Below are 22,415 nucleotides of genomic sequence, written 5' to 3'. Positions count from 1 at the left end.
GGGTACGGACAATGCCGATAATGACCGTTACCACCCGGCACACAGTGATTGTAGACATCGGGTTCCGGATTGTCCTGGTATTTGCCATGGCCTTGCCTATGCTGATCTTATATGCCATCAGCACCCTTGGGCCGCTCCTTGGCCGCGACTTACGCTTTGAACCCGCACTACTGGGTTACCTGGTAATGAGTTCATTTGGCCTGGCGGCCATCTTATCACTCTGGGCGGGTGCTATCGTGGATCGCATGGGTTCACGTTATGCGTTGATGGTGCTTTTCTCTGCCATCGCATTGGCTTTCACCCTGATGGCAACAGTAAAAGATTTTTATGGATTAGTGGCGGCGACTGCTATCTGCGGTATCGCCCAGGCACTCGCGAACCCTGTCACAAATTTGCTGATCGCGCAGCAGGTTCCGCCTGATAAGAAAGCAAAAGTCGTGGGGCTCAAGCAATCCGGTGTTCAGGTAGCGGCCCTCTTCGCCGGCCTGGTACTCCCCGGTATCGCATTTCAATATGGCTGGCGTGCCGCATTGGGCATGATTGTTCCGGTCGCGCTGTTATTCGCAATCTCGACGCCTTTGTTCACTCCCGGGAAGCGCGGCGGAACAGTTAAGGGTTTCATGTTCTCGCTGCCAAATTCGCTCCTGCTGCGGTTGATGGGCATTCAGTTTTGCGTCGGGATATCGCTCTCTGCCTTCGTCACATTCCTGCCCAGCTTTGCCATCCGGCAAGGCATGCCGTTATCCCTGGCCGGCACCTTGATTGCGGTTTTTGGCGTGATGGGAATCATCTCCAGGATAGTGTTGACGCCTATAGGAGCGAAACTCAAGGACGAATCGCTGCTTCTGCTCATACTGATAACGATTGCAGCTTGCACGATAGCAGTGACGATGCTAGCGAGTCCGGAAACCCACTGGCGGCTATGGATCGGCGCGATTGGCATGGGACTTACCGCGGTAGGCACCAATGCAATAGCAATGAGCATGTTGATACGAGATCCGGCTTTTGGTCCGGTGACTGCCGCATCCGGCTTTGTTTCGGTTGCCTTCTTCGGCGGCTTCGCGCTGGGCCCGCCGCTGTATGGCGCCTTGTCCAGCTATTCCGAAGGGTTGCTGGGCTGGAGTACGCTGATTGGTGTGCTTCTATGCGCCTGCATCATGTCGTTGGCGTTGGCCTCCACGCGCCGGAGCAAGACACAGGCATCAACCATGATGGTCTGCGCCGCTCAGCGTACGAAGGCTGCGGACATTTAAAAACTTTACAACTTCATGAGCGAATAAATCGGGAGCGGTTCTCATCGCACTATGCTGCTGTCCCGGGAGGATCTTGATCGCACTGCAAGCCAGAGCTTGATGAAGCGTTTCGGCAATAAGATGGCGACGTGAGGGACTTTCGCCACCGAGCAGGAGCAAAACAGGAATTCGCAGGGCATGAAACCGGAAAGGTTCGAAGACGTAGCGGTCAATACTCTGCAATTCGCGGTGAATCGTGTGAGCTGCGGCGATTCGTTCTGGCCAGTGCAATCCAGCCTGCATGGCAGCAATCTCATGGGATGGTGTTTTGACGATGTCTCGAAAAAAGAGCAGCAGTGCTCCCTCTCGATTTCCCGCATCCAGCAACGTTTGCATGGATCTGTCAAGTTCCGCCGACCAACCGCTCCCAGCCAGCGAAATGGATGGCTCATAGAGGACAAGTCCGCCGATGTTTGAAGTCAGGTTTGCAGCTTCCAGGGCACAGAGCCCTCCGAAGGAATGTCCGAGGAGATGCACGGTACCCCCTATGGCATCAATGACCGCGGCGATATCTTCGCACTCGCGTTCGAGTGCATAACGGTTGGCGTCGCCGCTGTGGCCACGTCCCCGCCGATCGATGGTCCACACATTGAAGTGGCGTTCAAGTGTGGCCAATACCGGTGCCCATGCGAAGTGATCGCCAGAGGTGCCGTGCACAAGTAACAAGGGCTCCCCTGCGCCGCCATGCCAGCATGCGATGGGTACTCCATCCTTGGAAATCAATTCCATGATTTTTCTGATTGTGAATTTTTTTGACTGTGGATTTTTTAAACGAGAAACAAAATTGAGCAAGCGGAAGAATTTAAGCCCGTGCCTGTAAATAAACAAGTCAATCCACACAGTATGCGGCTAAAACTGTTAATTCCATGGATTGTTATGGGGTCCATGTTACAAATCAGCAGCGCATTGGGTGCTGAAGAACCCAAATCCCTGGGTCAGATCAATCCCTCCCTGCGCATCGCCGGCGAATTTTATGGCAGCTACGAGACATGGAACTATTTTCGGCCCAGCCCAGCAATGAATAATAACAATTCATATGATTTATGGGCACTGCGCGCCAGGCTCGGGGCGTTGCTCACGACTTCATACGTTGATGGCTATGCACAAGCCCAATACGTTGGTTTATATGGGTTGCCCAATGATGCGGTTGCGTCACCCGGTGGCCCTTTAGGGCTGGGTGCCGCTTATTTCCTGGCAAATCAGTCCACTAATGCCAGCAATATTTTTCTGAAACAAGCTTATCTGAATTTCAAGTTCAATTCACTGGGCCTGCCCGGGACATTCTTGAAGATTGGCCGATTCGAGTTTATGGATGGCATGGAATACAGATCTGGCAATGACAAGTTCGATGGACTCAAAAGGACACGTGTCGCGCAACGCCTCGTGGCGTCGAATATTGTCCATGTGGGGCGAAGCTTCGATGGCTTTAACGCTGTTTATGACCGGCCGGCTTTCAATATCACGGCAAGTGGCATGCGCCCAACCCAGGGTGGATTTACCGTCCAGGGGCAAGATGAAATTAGCGACATCAATCTGTTTTATGGGGCGCTCACCAGCAAGAAGGATACGCTGCTGCCGGGAACCGAGGGTCGACTCTTCTATATCAATTACGATGACAAGCGTAACACTCAAGTGGTGGACAACCGCCCCGCTGCTGATCGACCGAGGCTTGATAGCCAGAACCTGAATATTCATACCATAGGCGCTCACCTGTTGACCTTTCATCAACTGAACTCGGGCAGTGTCGACGCTTTATTGTGGGGAGCTTATCAGTTTGGCGATTGGACCAGCCAGGACCATCAGGCTTGGGCTATCGCTGCCGAGGCCGGTTACCAATGGACCAACCTTGACTTTAAGCCATGGTTGCGTGCCCATTATTTTCTAAGCTCGGGCGATGATGATGCAAGCGATGGCAAGCACAAAACTTTCTTTTCGGTGCTTCCCAATGGGCGCGGCTATGCCAAGTTCCCATTCTACAACCTGATGAATATGCAAGATGCGTTCATCCAGATGACCGTCTCACCCACTCCACAGACCCGGGTAACCATTGACTTGCATCATCTGTCACTCAACAACTCGGCCGATCTGTTCTACGGTGGGTTGGGACCGACGTCGAGCTCGGGAGCATTCGGCTATTCGGGAAAGCCTTCAAGCGGCAAAAGCGACGTGGGTCAATTGGTGGATATCAGTTTCACGCATACGCTTACCAAGGAACTGTCATGGAGATTCTATTATGGGCACGCCTTCGGCGGCAGCGTCACCCGGAATATTCATAACGGAAAGAAAGATGCCGACATGGTCTACGTAGATTTCAACTTTATTTTCTGAAAAAGGATGACTCATGCACCTGTTGGAAAGGAAGTTCTGGAACACTGACGAACAGCTGTTGAGCCAGGAAGAGATGACGAATGCGCTTGCGTTGATGATTCATCGCATGGAGGTCATTGATTCCCGTTGTGCAGATGGTTTTCCTCTCTATTCACCAGGAACTGCAGATCAATGGGTCATCTCGCCGGGAGGTTCCTGGGTGGGAGGATTCTGGAGCGGATGGTGGTGGCTGCGATCACGGATAACGGGATCAGCACTGGATCTACGCAAGGCCTCAGATATCTGTCAGCGTTTATCCTCGAAAATTAACGTCGACACAATTAACCGCAGCCTGATTTTTTGGCACGGCGCATCCCTTGGCGATGTCTGGTTTGGTAATAGCGCTGCACGCGAGCTCACGAAAGAATCCATTGCCGCAATTGCGGGTTCCTATGACCCGGAAATTAATTGTATTCCCCTTGGCACCGGAATGGGTGGCGGAAAGGAAGGGAATCAACGAATCACGATAGACACTCTTGCCGCCCTGATCCAACTTCTCAACCGCAGTGAACATAGCGTTTATCATCAAATCTCACGTTGTCATGCGGATACCCTGTTGACTGCATGCCGTAACGATGACGGCGCATTTCACCCAGGCGCCTACTTTAGCCACGGGAGTTTTCGAGCCGCTGATCACGCCGGCAGGTGGTCTCGCGGCCAAGCCTGGGCCATGTTGGGATTAAGCCGGGCGGCAGCACAATGGGGGGAACCTTACTTGACCCATACCCATTCCGCTTGCGAATATTGGAGGCGTTCACGTCCGGAGCCCTTGCCGCCGGATCGACTGAGCCATCCATCACGACTTTGCGACCCCTCGTCCTCCGTAATCGCGTCGCTGGCAATGCTCTCCCTCGCGGACCTGATGCCTGATGGAGAACAATGGCGTGCTCATGCCCATCAACAAGTTACTGCGATCATTCGCAGCCAATACTTTACCGGGCTTCACGGAAATAGCCATCATCAGAAAAATGGAGACCGGGTGGCTTCGGGAATATTCTGGGGTTGCTGCTACAAAACCAGTCAGGGAAAGAACGAACTGATTGAGTCGGCCTGGGGCAGTTATTTTCTCATGGCGACGCTATGCGTTCTCGTTGATGTCATCCAGCCACGCCATTGTTAATAATATCTGTTACGCAATGATTGCTAAATTCCAAAACATCTATAAATGAAGGATATGAAATAATGAACTGTATACCTCTCGGATTGATCAACCGGCTCACCTCCTGCTTATGTTTGATTCCGGCAATTTTTACTTCCTCCTTGGTAATCGCTCAGGAAACCGGGCACGGATCTATTCTCCTGCATGCCGCGCGGGTTTTCGACGGCAACAGCATCAGAACGGATACTTCTGTGTTGGTGATAAACGGGCAAGTGGCTCAAATCGGGACGCGCGAATCATTCAAGTCCAGTAATGCCAAAATCATTGATCTGGGTGACGCAACCATACTACCCGGTTTTATCGAATTACATGCTCATCTTTCATTCCAGAATGTTCCGGCTGATACCGTTCTGAAACATGGCGTTACGACGATTCGGGATGTGGGTGGACCGGTGCACAAACCATATGGCGGAGACGGAAGCTTGCGTGTACTCACCTCTGGACCGATTATTACCGCACCGAATGGTTATCCCATTCCGATGCTGGGAAAAACAAACATCGCAACGGCCGTTTCCACCGAGAAAGAAGCGCGGGAAACTGTCCGTAATCTTATAAGTGGTGGTGCGGTCGTAATCAAGGTCGCGCTGGAACCCGGCGGCGAGGCGGGCGCCCCCTGGTCATCCGGCCATGGTCATGGTCATCATGATCAACGGAGTGTAGAACATGCGCACGCTCATCCCAAGCCTGCCCATAACGCTTTGAAGCAAGCATGGCCACTATTGTCGGAAAATGTCGTAAAAGCGATTGTGGATGAAGCACATAGAAATAATCGTAAGGTGACAGCGCATATTGCCGAAGCAACAGGTGCGCGCATTGCCATCAACGCGGGTATCGACGAATGGGCTCACGTGCCTTGTGACATTATTCCTGAATCGTTATTAAAAAAGGCGGTAGAGCAGAATGTAAAAATAGTTACTACCCTGGATACCTTGTCCAAATGTTCGGGCGTTGCCCACAATGCCGGCATTTGGGCAGCGCTGGGCGGCGAATTTTTATACGGGGCTGAAATTGCGCATCCGGACATTCCTAGGGGAATCGATGCGCAGGAGTTGATTTACATGAGGCAAATGGCAAAAATGGGACTGATCGATGTGCTGCGCGCGGCGACATCGAAAGCGGGACAGCATCTGAATTTTCCGCTGCTGGGTACCTTACAGCCTGGCGCACCTGCCGATATTATTGCGGTGAGAGGCGACCCCGCTCATAATCTGAAAATTCTGGAATACCCCGATCTTGTTATCTCGGGGGGTAAAATCGTAATAAATAATTTTTAAGATTAATTGTTGGTTCGCCATTGGCATACAAGTCATCTTATGGCAATTCTTGCCGCGGCCAGGATTCCCGATCCGTCTCGAATTTGAGCGGCCCCTTGCCGGAAAAGCGATCCAGATAAAGATAGATCACCGGTGTAATGAAAAGCGTAATGATCTGTGAGAACAATAGCCCCCCGACCACGGCGAGACCCAGCGGTTGGCGCAACTCGGCACCTGCACCCAGTCCAAGCGCGATCGGAAGCGCCCCCATCAGCGCCGCCAGGGTGGTCATCATGATGGGGCGGAAACGCAGCAGACAGGCTGTCCGGATCGCTTCGCGCTGCGGCATGCCGGCATTGCGCTGCGCGTCGAGCGCGAAATCGATCATCATGATGGCATTCTTCTTGACAATACCGATCAGCATCAGGATACCGATCATGGCGATGATGGATAGCTCCATATTGAATAACCACAGCGTCGCCAACGCACCCACCGCCGCGGAAGGCAGCCCGGAAAGAATCGTGAGAGGATGGATGTAGCTCTCATACAGCACGCCAAGCAGCACGTAGATTACCAGCAATGCAGCAACAATCAATACCACCTGGCTCGCTTGTGAAGACTGGAACGCCGCGGCATCGCCCGCATAGTTGGTCAGAACACTCACCGGCATATTCAGTTCGCGCTTGAACTGGTCGATACGGGCCGAGGCATCCCCCAGCGCCGCGCCGGGAGCAAGGTTGAAGGAGATGGTCAAGGCCTCCAGTTGCCCCGCATGATTGATCGCGACCGGTCCTACCTCGCGTTTGACCGATGCAACACTCGATAACGGAACCAGCACACCATTTTTGGCGCGTAAATAGATTTTGTTGAAAGCACTTTCGTCAGCACGATCTTCGGCGGTGACCTGCAAGATAACCTGATATTTGTCGGTTGAGGTAAAGATCGTGGAAACCTGGCGCTCGCCGAAGGCGCTATAAAGTGCGGAACGAATATCGGCCATTTGCACACCTAACAGGTTGACTTTATCGCGATCGATATCGAGTACTGCTTGCAGCCCTTTTAGTTGAGAGTCGCTGGTAACATCCCGAAAGATGGCATCTTCACGCATACGTGACATGAGGCTATCCGCCGCAGTACGCAACTCGCCGGCACGTACGCTACGCATGACATATTGATAGCGGCTCTTGCTGGTGCGGCCGCCAAGCCTGAGATTCTGAATGGGGTTTATGAAGACATTCACGCCAGGAATGGTACTCACGTCCCGACGCAGGTTCTCAATGATTTTATCAAGGGACGCTCGCTCTCCACGCGGCTTGAGGGTCATGAATAGCCGGCCGCTATTGCTATCGGTAGCGTTGACAATTAATGTATCTACCGCGGGATTGGCACGAATGACGTCGCCGGTACGCTGCAATAGCTCAGACATGGCGGGAAACGAAATATCCTCCACAGCCTCCACTGTGATCAGGGCCTGACCGATATCCTCGGTAGGGAAAAAACCTTTGGGCAGCACCATGAACAACAGGCCCGTCGCAACGAAGGTGCCGACGGCAATACCCAACACCACCCGGTGATGATGGAGCGCCAAATCAAGCATGCGTTCATAGACGCCCAGTAGTTTAATAAACCCGCGCTCGAACCATTCGGTCCATCTCAGGCTGCGTCCTTCGCTTTCATGCCCGGTAATATAGCGGCTGGTCATTACCGGAACCAGCGTGAGCGATACGACAGCGGACATCAGGACGGCGATCCCCACGACGGCGGCAAACTCATGAAAAAGCAGCCCGATCACACCGGGCATGAAAAAAATCGGAATGAAAACGGCAACCAGGGAGAGGGAAATCGAGATAATGGTAAAACTTACTTCCCTGGATCCCTGCAAGGCGGCCTGCAGAGGCGACATGCCCTTCTCGATGTGGCGTACGATATTCTCCAGCATCACGATGGCATCATCCACTACCAACCCGACCGCGAGCGTGATGGCGAGCAATGAAATGTTGTCCAGGCTGTAATCAAAAACGCGCATCAGCGCCACCGTTCCCAATAGCGAAATCGGCAATGACAGCGCCGGAATCAGCGTGGCGGAGGCCTTGCGCAGGAACAGGAAAATCACCAGCAAGACGAGGATAATGGTTATCCCCAGCGTGACCTGCACATCGTGGATGGATTCACGGATCGAAACCGAACGGTCGCTGGTCAGTGTGAGCTGAACCGAGGACGGCATCTGCGCGACCAGTTCCGGAATGACCGCCTTGATGGCATCAACCGTGGCAACGGTATTTGCGCCTGGCTGGCGCTGCACCGACAGCGTGATGGCTCGTTCGCCGTTGACCCAGCTCGCGGTCTTAACAGATTCCACGCTGTCTTCAACTTCCGCCACCTCCGACAGCCGTACTGGATTGCCGCTGGGGGAGGTGGCGATTATCAGTTTCGCAAATTCGGCGGCATTGTTGAGCTGGCGATTGGCTTCGATGGTGAGGCTCTGACGCGGACCTTCGAGCGTGCCAATGGGAGAGTTGGCATTTGCGGTGCGCAGGGCGTCAGCGACGTCGTCAAGCGTCAAATCACGAACCGCAAGCGCTTCCGCGTTCACACGCACACGCACAGCATATTTCTTCTGGCCATTGATCTGTACCTGTGCCACGCCGGTAATTGTCGATAGCGTTGGCGAGATAAGATCTTCGGCGAAACTGTTCAGATCCGATAGCGACATCGAGGGCGACGTCAGGGCAAGATGAATAATGGGAGCATCGGCGGGGTTGATCTTGCGGTAGGATGGAGGCGCGGTCATTTCGATTGGCAACGATCGCTGGGCACGCAACAATGCCGCCTGCACATCAATGGAAGCACTGTCGATATCACGATCCTGGTCGAACTCCAGTGTTATCGTGGTATTGCTCAGCGTGCTGGTCGAACTGATGACCGAGAGGCCGGAGATGGTGGAAAATTGCCGCTCGAGTTGGGTCGCCACCGATGAGGCCATCGTCTCGGGACTTGCACCCGGAAGCACCGCGCTTACCGTGATGGTGGGCGAATCGTAACTTGGCAGCGCGGCAATCGGTAAGCCGCCGTAGGCAATGATCCCGGCAATGACGGCAGAAGCCGATAGCAGTATCGTCATTACCGGACGGCGAATACACAGTTCGGAGAGATTCATCCTAAATCCGGTGGTTGAACAGGGTGAAGTGTGCGATTTTTGGGGTGCGGGGCAAGGCGCAACGATGCGGAATGCGACCGCATAGGGCGGAGTCGCACCTTCCGCAGGAAGGTGCGACTCCGAAGTGGGATGAGCGGTCAACTATCGAATTCAGGTGCAATTGCCGATCCGTTGATTGACTCATCACCTAGCTGCCAACTCCAGCCTCACCACTACGGGGCTTGACCTCTGTTACCACGCTGCCCGGCCTGAGATTCTGCGCCCCTTCAACCACCACACGCGTACCCGGCGCGACGCCTTCTCCCTCTATTACGGCAAGCCCGTCCTGAATCAAACGTACCTCAATGGTTAGAGAGTTCGCTTTGCCATCTTCTCCAATTACGTAAACAAATTTCCTATCCGGACCATTCTGCACTGCCTGCACGGGAACCGTAAGGGCGCCAGCCAGTGTGCGCGGCGTCAGCGTTACGGGAACAAACATGCCCGGCCACAGATGCCTGTCCGCGTTGGGAAATTCCGCTTTGAGACCAATGGTGCCACTCGCCGTATCTACCATGTTATCGACAAATATCAACCGGCCCTGGCGTGTTTGCTTTCCGGCCGCATCCAGCACTACATTAACGGGTACTTCACCTTTGGCAAGCGCTTGTTGCAAAGAGACAAACTCGCGCTCCGGCAAGGTAAAACTGACATTGATCGGATCGATCTGTGTGATGCTTACCAAGGCATCATTCGGTTGTACCAGGCTGCCCTGATACACTGGAATGGCACCTGTGCGCCCGGCAATAGGCGCGGTGATTTCGCTGAAACCGCGAGTGACGCGATTTGCCTGCACCGTCGCTTGATCCACCGAAAGTAGGGCGCGGAGCCCGTCTACCTGGCTCTCCGCCACCTCGAGCGCAGCCTGCGAAATAAAGTTTTGCCGAAACAATTCGCGCTGGCGCTCGAGATTACGCTCGGCATTCGTCAAATCAACCCGGGATTTGGCCAATTGTCCTTCAGTCCGGCTGAGATTGGCGTCCTCGGTGCGCGCGTCAAGCGTGAACATCTTCTCGCCCTTTTGCACAAATTGCCCTTCCTTGATGTGCACGGCTCTAATCATGGCGCTAAGCTGTGGCCGCACCGCCACCATCTGCTGTGCGGTCACCGTACCATTGGCCGTCAACCTGACCGCCATATTACTTCGGGTAGCCAAGGCGGTGGCGACATGAATCGCGCTATTGCCCCTGTCACGCTTACTCTTCACATCCGCCGCACCACTCTGGTTGCGCCAGATCCAGGTAGCGGCAATCAACGCAACGAACAAAATCCCGGCCATTGTGACCCATGCACGCCGCCTGGTACCCGGCACCGGTTTTGTTTGGGACTTGCCTTCCATCGAGCCGGTCAATTTATAACCCTTCCCCCAGCCAACCGTATCCGCCATGCGCAGCGACTGGAAATAGCTTCGTCATGCGTAACCAGAACCAATGTCGTTCCCCGTTCGCGGTTCAGTTCAAACATGAGTTCTATGATTTGTGCACCTGTGGCGGAATCCAGATTGCCGGTAGGTTCATCAGCCAGCAATAATTGCGGCTGCGTGACAAATGCGCGTGCAATGGCAACGCGCTGTTGCTCACCCCCGGACAATTGCCTGGGATAATGCTTTAGACGCATTCCCAACCCAACGCGTTCAAGCAATTCCAGTGCGGCAGTGCTTGCATTGTTTGCACCGGCGAGTTCCAGCGGTAACATTACGTTTTCAACCGCGGTTAACGCGGGCAGCAACTGAAATGACTGGAATACAAAACCCAGCATGCGTCCGCGCAGTGCCGCCCGCGCATCTTCATCCAGCAAAAAAATATCTTCTCCATCAAGATGAACCTTGCCGCTTGAGGGAGTATCTAATCCTGCCAGCAATCCCAGCAACGTCGATTTACCCGAACCCGACGCGCCCACCACGGCAACGGAATCGCCCGCATTTACTTTAAGGTTAATGTCCTCCAGAATGGTGAGCTGATCGTCGCCAGTGCTGACTCGTTTGGTCAAGGCGATTGCCTGCACAATAGGCTTTTCAACAAGGTTATCTGTCATGAAATATTTCCTGATTATCCTCTATACGCTATTTACTTTTATCTCCACCAACTCGGGCGCCACAGCCGTGCCCGGAGCCGCGTCCACCCCAGCGGACACTACCATTATGGTGTTCGGCGACAGCTTGTCTGCCGGCTACGGCCTGCCGCAGGAAGCTGGATGGGTCAGTCTGCTGAAAAAACGGCTTCAAACGCAATCGCAGATTCACCTGATCAACAACAGCATCAGTGGCGAAACCGCGATGGGTGGACGCAATCGTATCGAACAGGCGCTAAAAACCCATCGCCCGGACATCGTCATTCTCGAACTCGGCGGCAATGACGGATTGCGCGGCGCATCCATCGATTCCATTCGTGACAACCTTGAAGCCATTATTGAAGCCTGCCAGAGAAATAACGCTACGGTGCTGTTGGCGGGGATGCAACTACCGCCCAATTATGGTATAGCATACACACAAAAATTTCAGGATATTTACACGCAGCTGACAAAACGCCACCGGCTCAAACTGGTACCCTTTCTGTTGGATGGTTTTGGCGACAAGCGTGAATTCTTTCAGGCGGATGGAATACATCCGAATGGGCACGCACAACAAAAAATCATGGAAAATGTGTGGAAAGTATTACGAACAATGCTTAAATCACAGCCGACCATTGCTGATGGACGCCCCTGAAACTTTACATTGACCCGGTGTGCTGTTGAGCTATACTAATAATGTGAGTATGGTTTTTATCCCTGATCCCAATTTAGCGCTTCACTTAAAAAGATGACACCTTTTTTCGGCGAATTGATAGGTACCTGCCTGCTGGTTGTACTTGGGAACGGTGTGGTAGCCAATGTCGTATTGAGTAAAACAAAGGGCAATAATAGCGGCTGGATTGCCATTACTTTGGGATGGGGAGTTGCTGTATTCGTCGGCGTGTATGCGGTGTCCACTGTAAGCGGTGCACATATCAACCCGGCCGCATCCATTGCTTTGGCTGCCGCGGGTAAATTCGCGTGGGGCGACGTACCCACTTATATCGCCGGACAAATGCTGGGTGCGATGATCGGTGCGCTGATCGTATGGGTGACCTATCGTCAACATTTTGAACAAACGCAAGATGCAAACGCAAAACTTTCCGCATTTTGTACCGGACCCGCGATAAGAAGTCCTTTCAATAACCTTGTCTCCGAGATTGTCGGAACATTTATATTGATTTTTGGCATTTTGCATATGGTTGCCCCGCAGAGCAGTCTTGGATCACTGGACGCCCTGCCAGCTGCTTTGCTGGTATTCGGCATCGGTTTATCACTGGGTGGGACGACGGGTTTTGCGATTAACCCGGCTCGTGACCTGGGGCCGCGCATTATGCATGCCATTCTGCCAATACCCAATAAAAGGGACAGCGATTGGAGCTACGCGTACATTCCAGTGATCGGCCCCATAGTTGGAGGCCTTCTTGCTGTTTCTATTTTTAAATTGTTGTGATCAAGTTTCTTGCGAGAGTCAAAAAAGGGAATAGAATTGCTCGATGTGGATTATGTTAACACTTTGACCCATCTGAATTTTTATCCACCTTTTTAATCTCTCCATTCGCGCAAGAGTTAAATCCCCGGTACCTTGATATTGCCGGAATTGTCTCTGCCGTTACCGGTACCCAGGCGGCCAGCATGCCTGCTGGCTTGCATTAGTGATGCGAATGCAGCCTCTCTTCACCATGATATGACCCGATTGGCGTCGCCATTGAATACCCATGATTCAGAGCCTAGTGAGATATTGAAATGGTAAATTCACATCTGGCAGAATCAGGGACACGCTTAAAATAGCATGTCCGGATATTGGAAAAACAATCTGGCATCAGTAAACACACAGGAAAACCATGGATAGCTATCAGCATATCTTACTGGCGGTGGACCTTTCCGCACATGGCGATTATGTGATCCAAAAAGCACAGCATCTCGCAAACATTTTTCATGCGAAACTGAGCATTATTCATGTACTGGATAATATTCCGATGCCGGATACGGCCTATGGCACAATTATTCCGCTGTACAGAGATTCATCATACGAATTGCTGGAAGCGGAGAAATCTAGGTTGATGCAACTCGGTGACCAGCTGAATGTCGACCCTGGCTGCCGCTGGATGGTCTGGGGGGTCCCAGGGCAGGAAATCGTGCGGATTGCGGAGCGGGAGCAGGTGGATTTAATTATTGTCGGCTCGCATGGGCGTCATGGCCTCGCTCTGTTGCTGGGATCAACGGCAAACAGTGTCCTGCATCATGCCACATGCGATGTCATGGCAATCCGCTTGCAGGACGAAACCACACACAAGCAATCTGCCGGGAAAGATAGCGCACACTCCATCACATTGAATCCGAAGACTGCCTGACGCCCGCAATCTGCCAGACCTGAAGAATCGATGTGACAAGCGGTCAGATCCTTGTTATGCCGCTTACGATAATTTGGAGAGGGTCCCGGTGGAAGTTTCAGGCCAGGACCCGCGCTACCAGAATTTCCACCAGGAATCGCCGGTCGCCGCGGTCGAGTCAGGGAAGAATCGACTGTTAGGGAAATTTTTTGTCATCACGCGCGCGGCGTCATCACGCAAATCGGTCATTCCCAGCGCATCATAGGCTTTTATCATAATGAATAGCGCCTCCTCCGTGGCCGGCGTCTGCGGGTATTCCTTAAGGGTAAATTGCGCACGATTGAGAGCGGCGACATAGCCGCCTCGTCTCATGTAATAACGCGCTACCTGCACCTCATTTAGCGCCACTACATTCACCAGATGCTTCATGCGTTGTACTGCATCGGGCGTGTATTTGCTATCGGGAAAACGGGTAACCAATTCCCTGAAATTATCGAATGACTCACGTGACGCCTTCGGGTCGCGCTCGCTCATATCCTGGCCGAGAATCTTTTCCGATACGATGCCCATCAGCCCCAGGTCATCGTTAAAATTTGCCAACCCTTTGAGATAATAAGCATAGTCCACGTTCGCATGATTCGGGTGCAGTTTGATGAAACGGTCGGCGGCGGCAATAGCCGTGGCCTGTTCGCCGTCTTTGTAATGCGCATAGCCAATCTCAAGCTGCGCCTGCTGCGCATAGCGTCCGTAGGGATAACGGGCTTCCAGCTGCTCGAATAGTTTAATTGCGGCCGAGTAATTTCCACTGGACATCTCCGATTTCGCCTCGGAATAGAACTTGCTGGCAGACCAATTCTTGGAATCGTCCGGGTTGTTCTGTTTTGGCAGCAGGCCACACGCTGATAGCAGCAATACCAGAAATAAAGCTACACTACGCGACATGGCAAATTCACCGGAAAGTAAGGACGAATATCATTATAGCGCAAAGCCCCTATTGTCTGAATCGGCTGACAGCATCACCGAATTGACCATCCCCCCGGATTACGCGGGAATGCGGCTTGACCAGGCGCTGGCGCGCCTGCTGCCCGATTGGTCCCGCAGCCGGCTACAGGGTTGGATATTGGAAAAGCGGATTAGCGTGGATGAGGGGGAAGCCATTCCCAAACAAAAATTATGGGGTGGAGAAAAGATACAGGTCAGGCAACCCCTAAGCGGTCACATCGAAACCGCTTATGCCGCCGAAGCCATCCCACTTGATATTATTTACGAAGATGATGTGCTCATGGTTATCAACAAGCCGGCCGGATTGGTTGTACACCCCGGCAGCGGCAACTGGCGAGGCACCCTGCTGAACGCGCTGCTGCACCACGCGGCGCAACTGAGCGCCGTGCCGCGTGCGGGCATCGTACACCGGCTGGATAAAGAAACCAGCGGGCTGCTGGTGGTGGCGAAAACCCTGGAAGCACAAACCAGTCTGGTGCGGCAATTGCAAAAACATACCGTGAAACGTGATTACCTGGCGTTGGTGCTCGGCCACGTTTCCGTCGAAGGGTGGATTGACGCACCGGTGGGACGGCACCCGGTACAGCGTACAAAAATGACCGTTACCGCGAGCGGCAAGGAGGCACGTACCCACTATCGGGTGGTGGAAAAATTCGATGGCTGCACCCTGCTTCAGTGCAGCCTGGAAACCGGCCGCACGCATCAGATTCGTGTGCACATGCACTCCATTGGTCATCCGCTGGTGGGCGATCCGGTTTATGGCGGCAAGCCGAAAAAAATCTCGCGAGAAACGGGACAACTGATTGCCGGTTTTCCAAGACAAGCGTTGCATGCACAAAAACTGGAGTTATCCCATCCGCAACACAGCAGAAGAATGATGTGGGAGGCGGCATTACCCGAGGATATGAACCGATTGCTGCTGATGCTGCGACAACATCGCGAACGTAATTCCACGCTCGTCAATTCACCTGCATGAACGACTGGATCGTTCCGGACTGGCCCGCACCCGGCAATGTCAAGGCGCTGTTTACCACGCGAAATGGTGGAGTCAGCAGTGGACCTTACGCCAGTTTTAACCTGGGAGATCATGTTGGCGACGATCCTGCAGCGGTCGAACAAAACCGCTCTCTACTGTGTCAAATTTTGCCGGGCGAACCCCGGTGGCTGAAACAGATACACGGCACGACGTCTGTCAGGATCGACGATTATGATTGTTCCGCCCCCTGCGATGGTGACGCCGCGTTCAGCCGATGCGCCGGCAACATCTGTGCGGTGCTTGTCGCCGATTGCCTGCCTATACTATTGTGCAACCATGCGGGCACCCTGGCCGGCGTGATCCATGCGGGCTGGCGGGGAATGGTGGGAGGAGTTATCGAACGCACGCTATCGGAGATAAGCCGGGCAGACGGGATAGACCTCCGGATCATGGCATGGCTCGGGCCTGCAATCGGCCCTCGCCATTTTGAGGTGGGTGAGGAAGTGCGCCAGGCATTTATCGAGCATGACAGGGAATCCGCTATCGCTTTCCGGCCCCACCACGCTCACAACGGCAAATGGTTCGCCGATCTTTTTCTGCTGGCGCGACAGCGATTGACGGAAGCCGGCGTCACCGAAGTTTACGGCGGAGGCGAATGCACCTTCAGCAACCCGGGGAAATTCTTTTCCTATCGCCGGGACGGCAGTACCGGACGAATGGCAGGATTGATCTGGCTGGATAGGTGAATATGCGGCGAAGCCCTGCCACCATTGCCCCTTTTGCTTCGGTTTTACATCCTGCAAAAGCGTATAATCCCGCATTTTCCGAAAATCATCTTTAAGCCTGAATCCAGCGGTAGACCGCTCATTTTTCAGCTCGTTTCCAGTTAAGCGCCATGACCCGTAATGATGTACTGCATCACTCCACCTTCACTTTCTTGGTGAATTCGCTACAACTGCCGGATTTAGATTAATGTCTGTTCTCACGTGGATCATCATCACGACTCTGTTTGGCGGCGCATTAAGCGTATTGTTCGCTGCCGCGTTGACACTCAATACCCGCGTCTCGTGGGTACAAATGCTGGTTTCATACGCGATAGGGGCGCTGCTGGGAGCCGCATTTCTCAACGCGTTGCCGGAAGCGCTCGAATTATCAAAAGATCCCGCCCAAATGACCGGCACGGTGCTGTTTGGCATCCTGCTATTCTTCATTCTGGAAAAACTGGTGTTGTGGCGCCACTGTCACCTGGAAGAATGCGAGGTACATGATCCACTGCACGGGACCGCCGATATCGTGGCCGCACCTGCGAACGATCACGATCATGGTCGCAGCGGCATGTTGATCATGCTGGGCGACACGTTTCACAATTTTGTCGATGGCATACTCATTGCGGCGGCGTTCATGGCCGACATACAACTGGGTATTGTCACCTCTATCGCCATTATTGCGCATGAGATTCCGCAGGAAGCCGGTGACTTTCTGATTCTGCTCAATTCCGGTTATACTCGCCGGCAGGCGCTGCTTTTTAACCTGTTATCCAGCTTTGCCACGCTGATCGGCGCCATGTTGACCTACTTCATGTTGCAAGACATGAATCATCTTCTCCCATCGCTGCTGGGATTGGCCGCGGCCAGTATGATCTATGTGGCAATGTCCGATTTGATTCCCGGCCTGCACAAACGCCCTGAAATCGATGCGACCATACAGCAGGTTGCACTTATCACACTGGGCATCAGTTCCATCTGGCTGGCCGGCAGCCTTTTCTCTCATCATGCCTGAACCATTGAATCGCCAGATCAGTCAACCGGTCGAATCAGTCGAGGCTCTCATAGGCTGAGTAGGCCCTGTTCCGATACTTTATTTCTTCCATAGCCAATATTTCAGTAGCCATGTCCTCTCCCAAACCCTTATCACCCAAAGTCGGTTTTGTCTCGCTCGGTTGCCCCAAGGCGCTGGTCGATTCCGAGCAGATTCTTACCCAGTTGCGTGCCGAAGGCTATGATATCTCCTCCACCTACGAGGACGCGGACCTGGTAGTCATCAACACCTGCGGTTTCATCGACAGCGCGGTGGAGGAATCACTGGATGCCATTGGCGAAGCGCTGGCGGAGAACGGCAAGGTTATCGTCACCGGGTGCCTCGGCGCCAAAGGCGGCGGCGAAGTGGTCAAACAAGCGCATCCACAGGTGCTGGCGGTCACCGGCCCGCATGCGTTGCCGGAGGTCATGGCGGCGGTACACATGCATCTGCCGCAGCCGCATGACCCTTATACCAGCCTGATCCCTCCGCAGGGGATACGTCTCACCCCCAGGCATTATGCCTATGTCAAGATCTCCGAAGGCTGCAATCATCGTTGCACTTTCTGCATTATCCCCTCCATGCGCGGTGATCTGGTCAGCCGTCCCGTTAATCAGGTCATGCAGGAGGCGGAGAATCTGGTTAACGCCGGTGTCAAGGAGTTGCTCATCATTTCTCAGGACACGAGCGCCTATGGCGTTGACGTGAAATATCGCACTGGCTTCTGGCAAGGCAGGCCGCTCAAAACCCGCATGACCGAGCTGGTACGTGCCCTGGGGGAATTCGGCGTGTGGGTGCGATTGCACTACGTCTATCCCTATCCTCATGTCGATGAAGTGATTCCACTGATGGCCGAAGGGAAAATCCTGCCCTATCTCGACGTGCCGTTTCAGCACGCCAGCCCGCGCATCCTGAAGGCGATGAAACGCCCCGCCAGTTCCGAAAACAATCTGGCACGCATCAGACAATGGCGGGAGGTTTGCCCGGATATTACGCTGCGCAGTACTTTCATTGTTGGTTTTCCCGGCGAAACGGAAGCGGAGTTTGAAGAACTTCTGGAATTCCTGCAGGAAGCGCAACTGAACCGCGTCGGCTGCTTCGCCTACTCGCCAGTGCAGGGTGCCGCTGCAAACGCGCTGCCCGATCACATCCCCGAAGAGGTAAAGGAAGAACGCCGCGCCCGCTTCATGGCGGTGCAGGAAGAAATCAGTGCCACGCTGCTTACCCGAAAAATCGGCAAACACATGACCGTGCTGGTGGACGAAATACAGAAAAACAAAGCCATCGCTCGTAGCAGCGCCGACGCACCTGAAATCGATGGCGTGGTTTACATCGGTAACGCAAAAACGATGAAACCCGGCGAGTTTATCGAGGTCGAAATTACCAGCTCTGATGCGCATGATTTATGGGCCAAGGGGATGGTTGCATAATACAGCCAGCGTAGCGCCGCATGAGTTTCCTAAACACCGGAAGCAATGGTATGCCATTGCACTCCAAAGCATGTACAGCGAATCAAGGGACTATGACTTGAATATCGAGCAAAAAAATTAAATCAATTCATGCGGGAGATTAATTTGAAAAAGATTCTTGCTATTGCGCTGGGCTTAATTGCCACGACGACGGTGGCGGCAAACGAGGTCGATAAACGCCAGATACTGCCATTTAATGAAATGCAACGCGATCATGTGCTTACCGAAATGCGAGCCCTGCTAACCGGAACGCAGAATATTCTGGATGCACTTCTAAGGGAAGATATGATAGCGGTCGCGCGTTACGCGAGACCACTAGGCATGGGGATGACGCACAAAGCCGAAGACCATCTCAAGGCGATACTACCGAAGGAGTTCATGCAGCTTGGCATGTCGGTACATAAGGATTTCGACCAGATCGCCATGGATGCTGAATCCTTGAAAGATCCCAAGCATACGCTACGGCAATTGAGCGAATCCATGAAAAAGTGCAATGCCTGTCACGCCGGCTATCAGATTCGCGTCAAGGAGCAATCCGCTCAACCGGGAATGCATTCTTCCCATCATCAGCATTGACATTAGCATTACCAACACAAAATACCAGCAGGTATTTGACGCAACGGGGGGAGAGGGCGGAACGGCTGCCGGTGAGTTTGTGTCAGCAACTACTCAGCAGGCATAATTTTAGCCGAATATTTCATAAATCCACGCGTCCTCACTGGTCTTTTGTTTCGTAGGGAAATTTTATGAAAGAGTGGCGTAGTTATTCATACCATACACCCGACTAAACAAAATTTCCCTACGAAACAAAACCCCGCTCAATCATCACACGAATTTATGAAATACCTGGGTTAAGACGATACAAAAAAATAATCAGGGTCAGGGTAACATTTCATATCTTAAAAATATTACCCCGATCCTGATTTTGCCATTATTATTATTATTCTTCCTGCATTATTATTATTGTTGCCTCTTCCGTACCCCCTGTTTCTTTTCCCTGAGCTAAACTAAAAAAATCGGGTCAGGATTACCGCTCCCTTACGATCAATTTTCTCCATGGTCAGTCGCGTTGAAACTTTATACAATTGCTCTACTAGTCTACAAGCAAATCTTATGCCAGGTATTAATAACTAATATATAACAGCTATCTACCTATATGCTTGGAAATGAGAAAGACGGGGGTGTAAGAAGTTTCGACACTCGCGCGGGACAGCATTATGCTGGAGTCCGCAGGATGAACGTTACGAATAAAAAGGCGATGGGGCTGACGCGGTCAACTCATGTATAAAATTGTAACGGAATTTGATAGGCTGAATTGTGGTCAAAGGGGATGTGGCGCGTGCTCTACTTCTTGATATCAGCGCTTAAGGCACTCAAACGCTTGATCCCAAAACCTTGAATGAGTTCTACTAAGAAAATGACCTGGATTGCGATTTGATGCTCATGGAATACCCAGGCCCTATTCGGGCGAGTAAAGCCACCTTTGCCAAAAGGGTGGGTAGAAAATGGGTGAGAGTGGCTATGAAGCCCAAATGCCGTATTATGGTTCGTTAATACTGATCGGGTTCAAGCATAATGCCGGAGAATCAAGGTGATTCATTAATGGTATTGCATCGTGTCACCGGCGAGGATGGCGCACTCCGGTTAGTACTTGCCGGTAACTACACGCTGGCTAACCTTGGGCAACGGTTGCATACGCTGCCCGCCGAATTGGTTGCGTATGCGGCCGACACCGAATTACGGTGGGATTTGACCGGAATCGAGCAAATGGACGACGCCGGAGCGGTGCTGCTGTGGCGAGCTTGGGGCTCGCGCCGTCCATCCCATTTATTGTTGCGGCCGGAGCACGAGAGGTTATTTAACCGCATGAAGGAGGCGCCGGCCCCGTCCGCACCCGTTCCACGTGATTTGCTGTGGCCCATCACAAATCTCGGGAAGGCATTTTTTTTGCTGTGGGAACATTTGACCGGTCTCGTTATGCTGATTGGTCAAATGCTGCTGGATGTAATATATCTGGCCGGTCACCCCGCCCATATTCCGTGGCGTGAGATTTCGGCAAATCTATACCGTACCGGCGCACAGGCGCTGGGTATCACCGCGCTGGTGGGATTTCTCATTGGGATCGTGCTGAGCTTCCTCTCCGCCAGGCAGTTGCAGACATTTGGCGCCGACATATTCATCATCAATATCCTTGGCGTCAGCATTATTCGTGAACTCGGCCCCATGCTTGCCGCAATATTGGTGGCCGGACGGTCCGGTTCTTCCATGACCGCACAACTGGGCGTGATGAGGGTAACCGAAGAGCTGGATGCGTTGACCGTAATGGGAATACCTCACAGTCTACGGCTGATCCTGCCAAAAGTGATGGCATTAGGGATAGCGATGCCGCTGGTCGTATTGTGGACCAGCGCCGTCGCGCTGGTGGGCGGAATGGTTGTTGCAGAAATTCAACTGGGACTCAGTTATCAATTTTTCCTGAATAAACTGCAGGACGTGGTGCCGGTTGCCAACTTATGGCTGGGGCTGGGCAAGGGTGTGGTGTGCGGTATGATGATTGCGCTGGTTTCGTGCCATTTCGGCTTGAGAATCAAATCCAATACCGAGAGCCTGGGCGAAGGCACCACAAATTCAGTCGTAACGGCGATCACTGTCGTGATTATTATTGATGCGATTTTCGCCGTTGTTTTTTCCAATGTTGGATTAAAGTAAGGCGATCTAATGACGAACGGCGAGTGCCTTATTGAGGTGGAAGGATTGCATACCCGCTTCGGTGACCACGTAGTACACGAAGATATTAATCTTTGCGTATATCGCGGGGAAGTGCTCGCACTGGTAGGAGGCTCCGGCAGTGGCAAGACTACTCTGATGCGGCAAATGCTGGGTCTGGAGATGCCGACGGAAGGCATTATTCGGGTTTGTGGCGAACCCCTGCATAGCCATGACCGTGAGAAATTGCAATCCATGCGCAACCGCTGTGGAGTGTTGTTTCAAAAAGGCGCATTATTCAGCGCACTATCGGTGTTTGACAATATCGCGCTGCCGATGCGCGAGCTGCGCACAATGGACGAGAGCATGATATGCGATCTGGTCATGCTCAAACTGAAAATGGTGGATATCGCACCGGAGCATGCGAATAAGATGCCCGCTGAGCTTTCCGGGGGCATGATCAAACGCATAGCGCTGGCGCGGGCCATAGCCCTGGATCCGGACCTGCTGTTCCTGGACGAACCTACCGCCGGACTGGACCCGGAGCTTAGCGAGGGATTCGTCGAACTGATCCGGACAATGCGCACCGAGTTGACGCTCACCATTGTCATGGCGACGCATGATCTGGATACACTGGTGGCGCTTTCCGATCGCGTAGCCGTCCTGGCGGAACAGCGTATCGTGGCGCTGGGCAGTCTGCCGGAGGTTGTGGGTACAAATCATCCATTCGTTACAAACTTTTTCCGCGGTGAGCGTGGCCGGAAAGCGCTGGGATGTACCGGCGATGAGCCCAAAAACATTTGCGACGTTTTATAG

19 protein-coding genes are annotated in these 22,415 nt (G+C 53.0%); 14 read left to right on the top strand and 5 right to left on the bottom strand.

The genetic code is table 11. From position 1 onward, the window contains the following. Window positions 1–11: 11 nt before the first annotated feature. Window positions 12–1,253, top strand: coding sequence for an MFS transporter (locus BLO43_RS05600; RefSeq protein WP_254773352.1), 1,242 nt, complete (start codon window positions 12–14; stop codon window positions 1,251–1,253). Here the strand turns inward: BLO43_RS05600 and BLO43_RS05595 are convergent. Then, on the bottom strand, window positions 1,203–2,021 hold the full coding sequence (locus tag BLO43_RS05595) for an alpha/beta fold hydrolase (RefSeq protein ID WP_254773351.1): 819 nt from the start codon (window positions 2,019–2,021) through the stop codon (window positions 1,203–1,205). The genes BLO43_RS05600 and BLO43_RS05595 overlap by 51 nt on opposite strands. Before the next feature lie 156 nt (window positions 2,022–2,177). Between BLO43_RS05595 and BLO43_RS05590 the strand changes: the two genes are divergently transcribed. The 3 genes from BLO43_RS05590 (at window position 2,178) to BLO43_RS05580 (ending at window position 6,092) form a co-directional block, all read left to right on the top strand. Continuing rightward, window positions 2,178–3,620: an alginate export family protein gene (locus BLO43_RS05590; RefSeq protein WP_254773350.1), complete on the top strand. Its 1,443-nt coding sequence runs from the start codon at window positions 2,178–2,180 to the stop codon at window positions 3,618–3,620. Window positions 3,621–3,633: 13 nt separating this feature from the next. After that, window positions 3,634–4,779, top strand: a complete 1,146-nt coding sequence (locus tag BLO43_RS05585; RefSeq protein WP_175443872.1) for a glucuronyl hydrolase — start codon at window positions 3,634–3,636, stop codon at window positions 4,777–4,779. A gap of 62 nt (window positions 4,780–4,841) precedes the next feature. Next, complete coding sequence (locus BLO43_RS05580; protein ID WP_090906212.1) at window positions 4,842–6,092, top strand: amidohydrolase family protein; 1,251 nt, start codon at window positions 4,842–4,844, stop codon at window positions 6,090–6,092. Window positions 6,093–6,129: 37 nt separating this feature from the next. Here BLO43_RS05580 and BLO43_RS05575 read toward each other — a convergent pair whose 3' ends face one another. From BLO43_RS05575 to BLO43_RS05565, 3 genes are all read right to left on the bottom strand, one after another. Further along, window positions 6,130–9,228, bottom strand: a complete 3,099-nt coding sequence (locus tag BLO43_RS05575) for an efflux RND transporter permease subunit (RefSeq protein ID WP_090906211.1) — start codon at window positions 9,226–9,228, stop codon at window positions 6,130–6,132. A gap of 187 nt (window positions 9,229–9,415) precedes the next feature. Next, window positions 9,416–10,654: an efflux RND transporter periplasmic adaptor subunit gene (locus BLO43_RS05570; RefSeq protein ID WP_254773349.1), complete on the bottom strand. Its 1,239-nt coding sequence runs from the start codon at window positions 10,652–10,654 to the stop codon at window positions 9,416–9,418. After that, window positions 10,615–11,301, bottom strand: a complete 687-nt coding sequence (locus BLO43_RS05565; protein ID WP_090906210.1) for an ABC transporter ATP-binding protein — start codon at window positions 11,299–11,301, stop codon at window positions 10,615–10,617. Before BLO43_RS05565 ends, BLO43_RS05570 begins: the two co-directional genes overlap by 40 nt. Between BLO43_RS05565 and BLO43_RS05560 the strand changes: the two genes are divergently transcribed. The 3 genes from BLO43_RS05560 (at window position 11,300) to BLO43_RS05550 (ending at window position 13,670) form a co-directional block, all read left to right on the top strand. After that, window positions 11,300–11,971 carry an arylesterase gene (locus tag BLO43_RS05560; RefSeq protein WP_090906209.1) on the top strand — a complete coding sequence of 224 codons (672 nt, stop codon included), beginning with the start codon at window positions 11,300–11,302 and terminating at the stop codon, window positions 11,969–11,971. The genes BLO43_RS05565 and BLO43_RS05560 overlap by 2 nt on opposite strands. Window positions 11,972–12,064: 93 nt before the next feature. Next, window positions 12,065–12,769 carry an MIP/aquaporin family protein gene (locus tag BLO43_RS05555; protein ID WP_090906208.1) on the top strand — a complete coding sequence of 235 codons (705 nt, stop codon included), beginning with the start codon at window positions 12,065–12,067 and terminating at the stop codon, window positions 12,767–12,769. A 391-nt stretch (window positions 12,770–13,160) separates the two neighbouring features. After that, window positions 13,161–13,670, top strand: coding sequence for a universal stress protein (locus BLO43_RS05550; protein ID WP_090906207.1), 510 nt, complete (start codon window positions 13,161–13,163; stop codon window positions 13,668–13,670). Window positions 13,671–13,784: 114 nt separating this feature from the next. Here BLO43_RS05550 and BLO43_RS05545 read toward each other — a convergent pair whose 3' ends face one another. Continuing rightward, window positions 13,785–14,591, bottom strand: a complete 807-nt coding sequence (locus tag BLO43_RS05545; protein WP_074631541.1) for an outer membrane protein assembly factor BamD — start codon at window positions 14,589–14,591, stop codon at window positions 13,785–13,787. On the opposite strand from BLO43_RS05545, the gene rluD reads away from it, so the two are divergent. The 7 genes from rluD to BLO43_RS05510 all read left to right on the top strand — a co-directional run bounded on the left by rluD (window position 14,590) and on the right by BLO43_RS05510 (window position 22,415). Further along, complete coding sequence (gene rluD, locus BLO43_RS05540; RefSeq protein ID WP_090906206.1) at window positions 14,590–15,627, top strand: 23S rRNA pseudouridine(1911/1915/1917) synthase RluD; 1,038 nt, start codon at window positions 14,590–14,592, stop codon at window positions 15,625–15,627. The two genes, BLO43_RS05545 and rluD, sit on opposite strands and share 2 nt — an antisense overlap. Beyond that, entirely contained in the window at window positions 15,624–16,373 is a 750-nt protein-coding gene (pgeF, locus tag BLO43_RS05535) for a peptidoglycan editing factor PgeF (RefSeq protein WP_090906205.1), read from the top strand. The genes rluD and pgeF overlap by 4 nt, the downstream gene beginning before the upstream one ends. Before the next feature lie 226 nt (window positions 16,374–16,599). Beyond that, complete coding sequence (locus BLO43_RS05530) at window positions 16,600–17,406, top strand: ZIP family metal transporter (RefSeq protein WP_090906204.1); 807 nt, start codon at window positions 16,600–16,602, stop codon at window positions 17,404–17,406. Window positions 17,407–17,516: 110 nt separating this feature from the next. Further along, the gene (rimO, locus tag BLO43_RS05525; RefSeq protein ID WP_090906203.1) at window positions 17,517–18,854 is read left to right on the top strand and encodes a 30S ribosomal protein S12 methylthiotransferase RimO; all 1,338 of its coding nucleotides are present in this window, start codon (window positions 17,517–17,519) and stop codon (window positions 18,852–18,854) included. 144 nt (window positions 18,855–18,998) lie between these two features. Next, window positions 18,999–19,469 carry a hypothetical protein gene (locus BLO43_RS05520; RefSeq protein WP_254773348.1) on the top strand — a complete coding sequence of 157 codons (471 nt, stop codon included), beginning with the start codon at window positions 18,999–19,001 and terminating at the stop codon, window positions 19,467–19,469. A gap of 999 nt (window positions 19,470–20,468) precedes the next feature. Then, window positions 20,469–21,602 (top strand): MlaE family ABC transporter permease, encoded by a 1,134-nt coding sequence (locus BLO43_RS05515; RefSeq protein WP_175443871.1) that lies wholly within the window; start codon window positions 20,469–20,471, stop codon window positions 21,600–21,602. A 9-nt stretch (window positions 21,603–21,611) separates the two neighbouring features. After that, window positions 21,612–22,415: an ABC transporter ATP-binding protein gene (locus BLO43_RS05510; RefSeq protein ID WP_090906200.1), complete on the top strand. Its 804-nt coding sequence runs from the start codon at window positions 21,612–21,614 to the stop codon at window positions 22,413–22,415.

The sequence above is a fragment of the Nitrosospira sp. Nsp13 genome, assembly GCF_900101945.1.
Taxonomy (GTDB): domain Bacteria; phylum Pseudomonadota; class Gammaproteobacteria; order Burkholderiales; family Nitrosomonadaceae; genus Nitrosospira; species Nitrosospira multiformis_D.
The sequence above is the reverse complement of the archived record's forward strand: the minus strand, read 5'-3'. Positions and strand labels throughout refer to the sequence as shown.

Bases quoted from the DNA above. Each gene is read 5' to 3' on its own strand.
- BLO43_RS05530 (WP_090906204.1), top strand. From the start codon at position 16,600: ATGTCTGTTCTCACGTGGATCATCATCACGACTCTGTTTGGCGGCGCA.
- pgeF (WP_090906205.1), top strand. From the start codon at position 15,624: ATGAACGACTGGATCGTTCCGGACTGGCCCGCACCCGGCAATGTCAAG.
- BLO43_RS05555 (WP_090906208.1), top strand. From the start codon at position 12,065: ATGACACCTTTTTTCGGCGAATTGATAGGTACCTGCCTGCTGGTTGTA.
- BLO43_RS05595 (WP_254773351.1), bottom strand. From the start codon at position 2,021: ATGGAATTGATTTCCAAGGATGGAGTACCCATCGCATGCTGGCATGGC.
- BLO43_RS05600 (WP_254773352.1), top strand. From the start codon at position 12: ATGCCGATAATGACCGTTACCACCCGGCACACAGTGATTGTAGACATC.
- BLO43_RS05560 (WP_090906209.1), top strand. From the start codon at position 11,300: ATGAAATATTTCCTGATTATCCTCTATACGCTATTTACTTTTATCTCC.
- rluD (WP_090906206.1), top strand. From the start codon at position 14,590: ATGGCAAATTCACCGGAAAGTAAGGACGAATATCATTATAGCGCAAAG.
- BLO43_RS05565 (WP_090906210.1), bottom strand. From the start codon at position 11,301: ATGACAGATAACCTTGTTGAAAAGCCTATTGTGCAGGCAATCGCCTTG.
- rimO (WP_090906203.1), top strand. From the start codon at position 17,517: ATGTCCTCTCCCAAACCCTTATCACCCAAAGTCGGTTTTGTCTCGCTC.
- BLO43_RS05580 (WP_090906212.1), top strand. From the start codon at position 4,842: ATGAACTGTATACCTCTCGGATTGATCAACCGGCTCACCTCCTGCTTA.
- BLO43_RS05545 (WP_074631541.1), bottom strand. From the start codon at position 14,591: ATGTCGCGTAGTGTAGCTTTATTTCTGGTATTGCTGCTATCAGCGTGT.
- BLO43_RS05590 (WP_254773350.1), top strand. From the start codon at position 2,178: ATGTTACAAATCAGCAGCGCATTGGGTGCTGAAGAACCCAAATCCCTG.
- BLO43_RS05575 (WP_090906211.1), bottom strand. From the start codon at position 9,228: ATGAATCTCTCCGAACTGTGTATTCGCCGTCCGGTAATGACGATACTG.
- BLO43_RS05510 (WP_090906200.1), top strand. From the start codon at position 21,612: ATGACGAACGGCGAGTGCCTTATTGAGGTGGAAGGATTGCATACCCGC.
- BLO43_RS05550 (WP_090906207.1), top strand. From the start codon at position 13,161: ATGGATAGCTATCAGCATATCTTACTGGCGGTGGACCTTTCCGCACAT.
- BLO43_RS05585 (WP_175443872.1), top strand. From the start codon at position 3,634: ATGCACCTGTTGGAAAGGAAGTTCTGGAACACTGACGAACAGCTGTTG.
- BLO43_RS05515 (WP_175443871.1), top strand. From the start codon at position 20,469: ATGCCGGAGAATCAAGGTGATTCATTAATGGTATTGCATCGTGTCACC.
- BLO43_RS05570 (WP_254773349.1), bottom strand. From the start codon at position 10,654: ATGGCGGATACGGTTGGCTGGGGGAAGGGTTATAAATTGACCGGCTCG.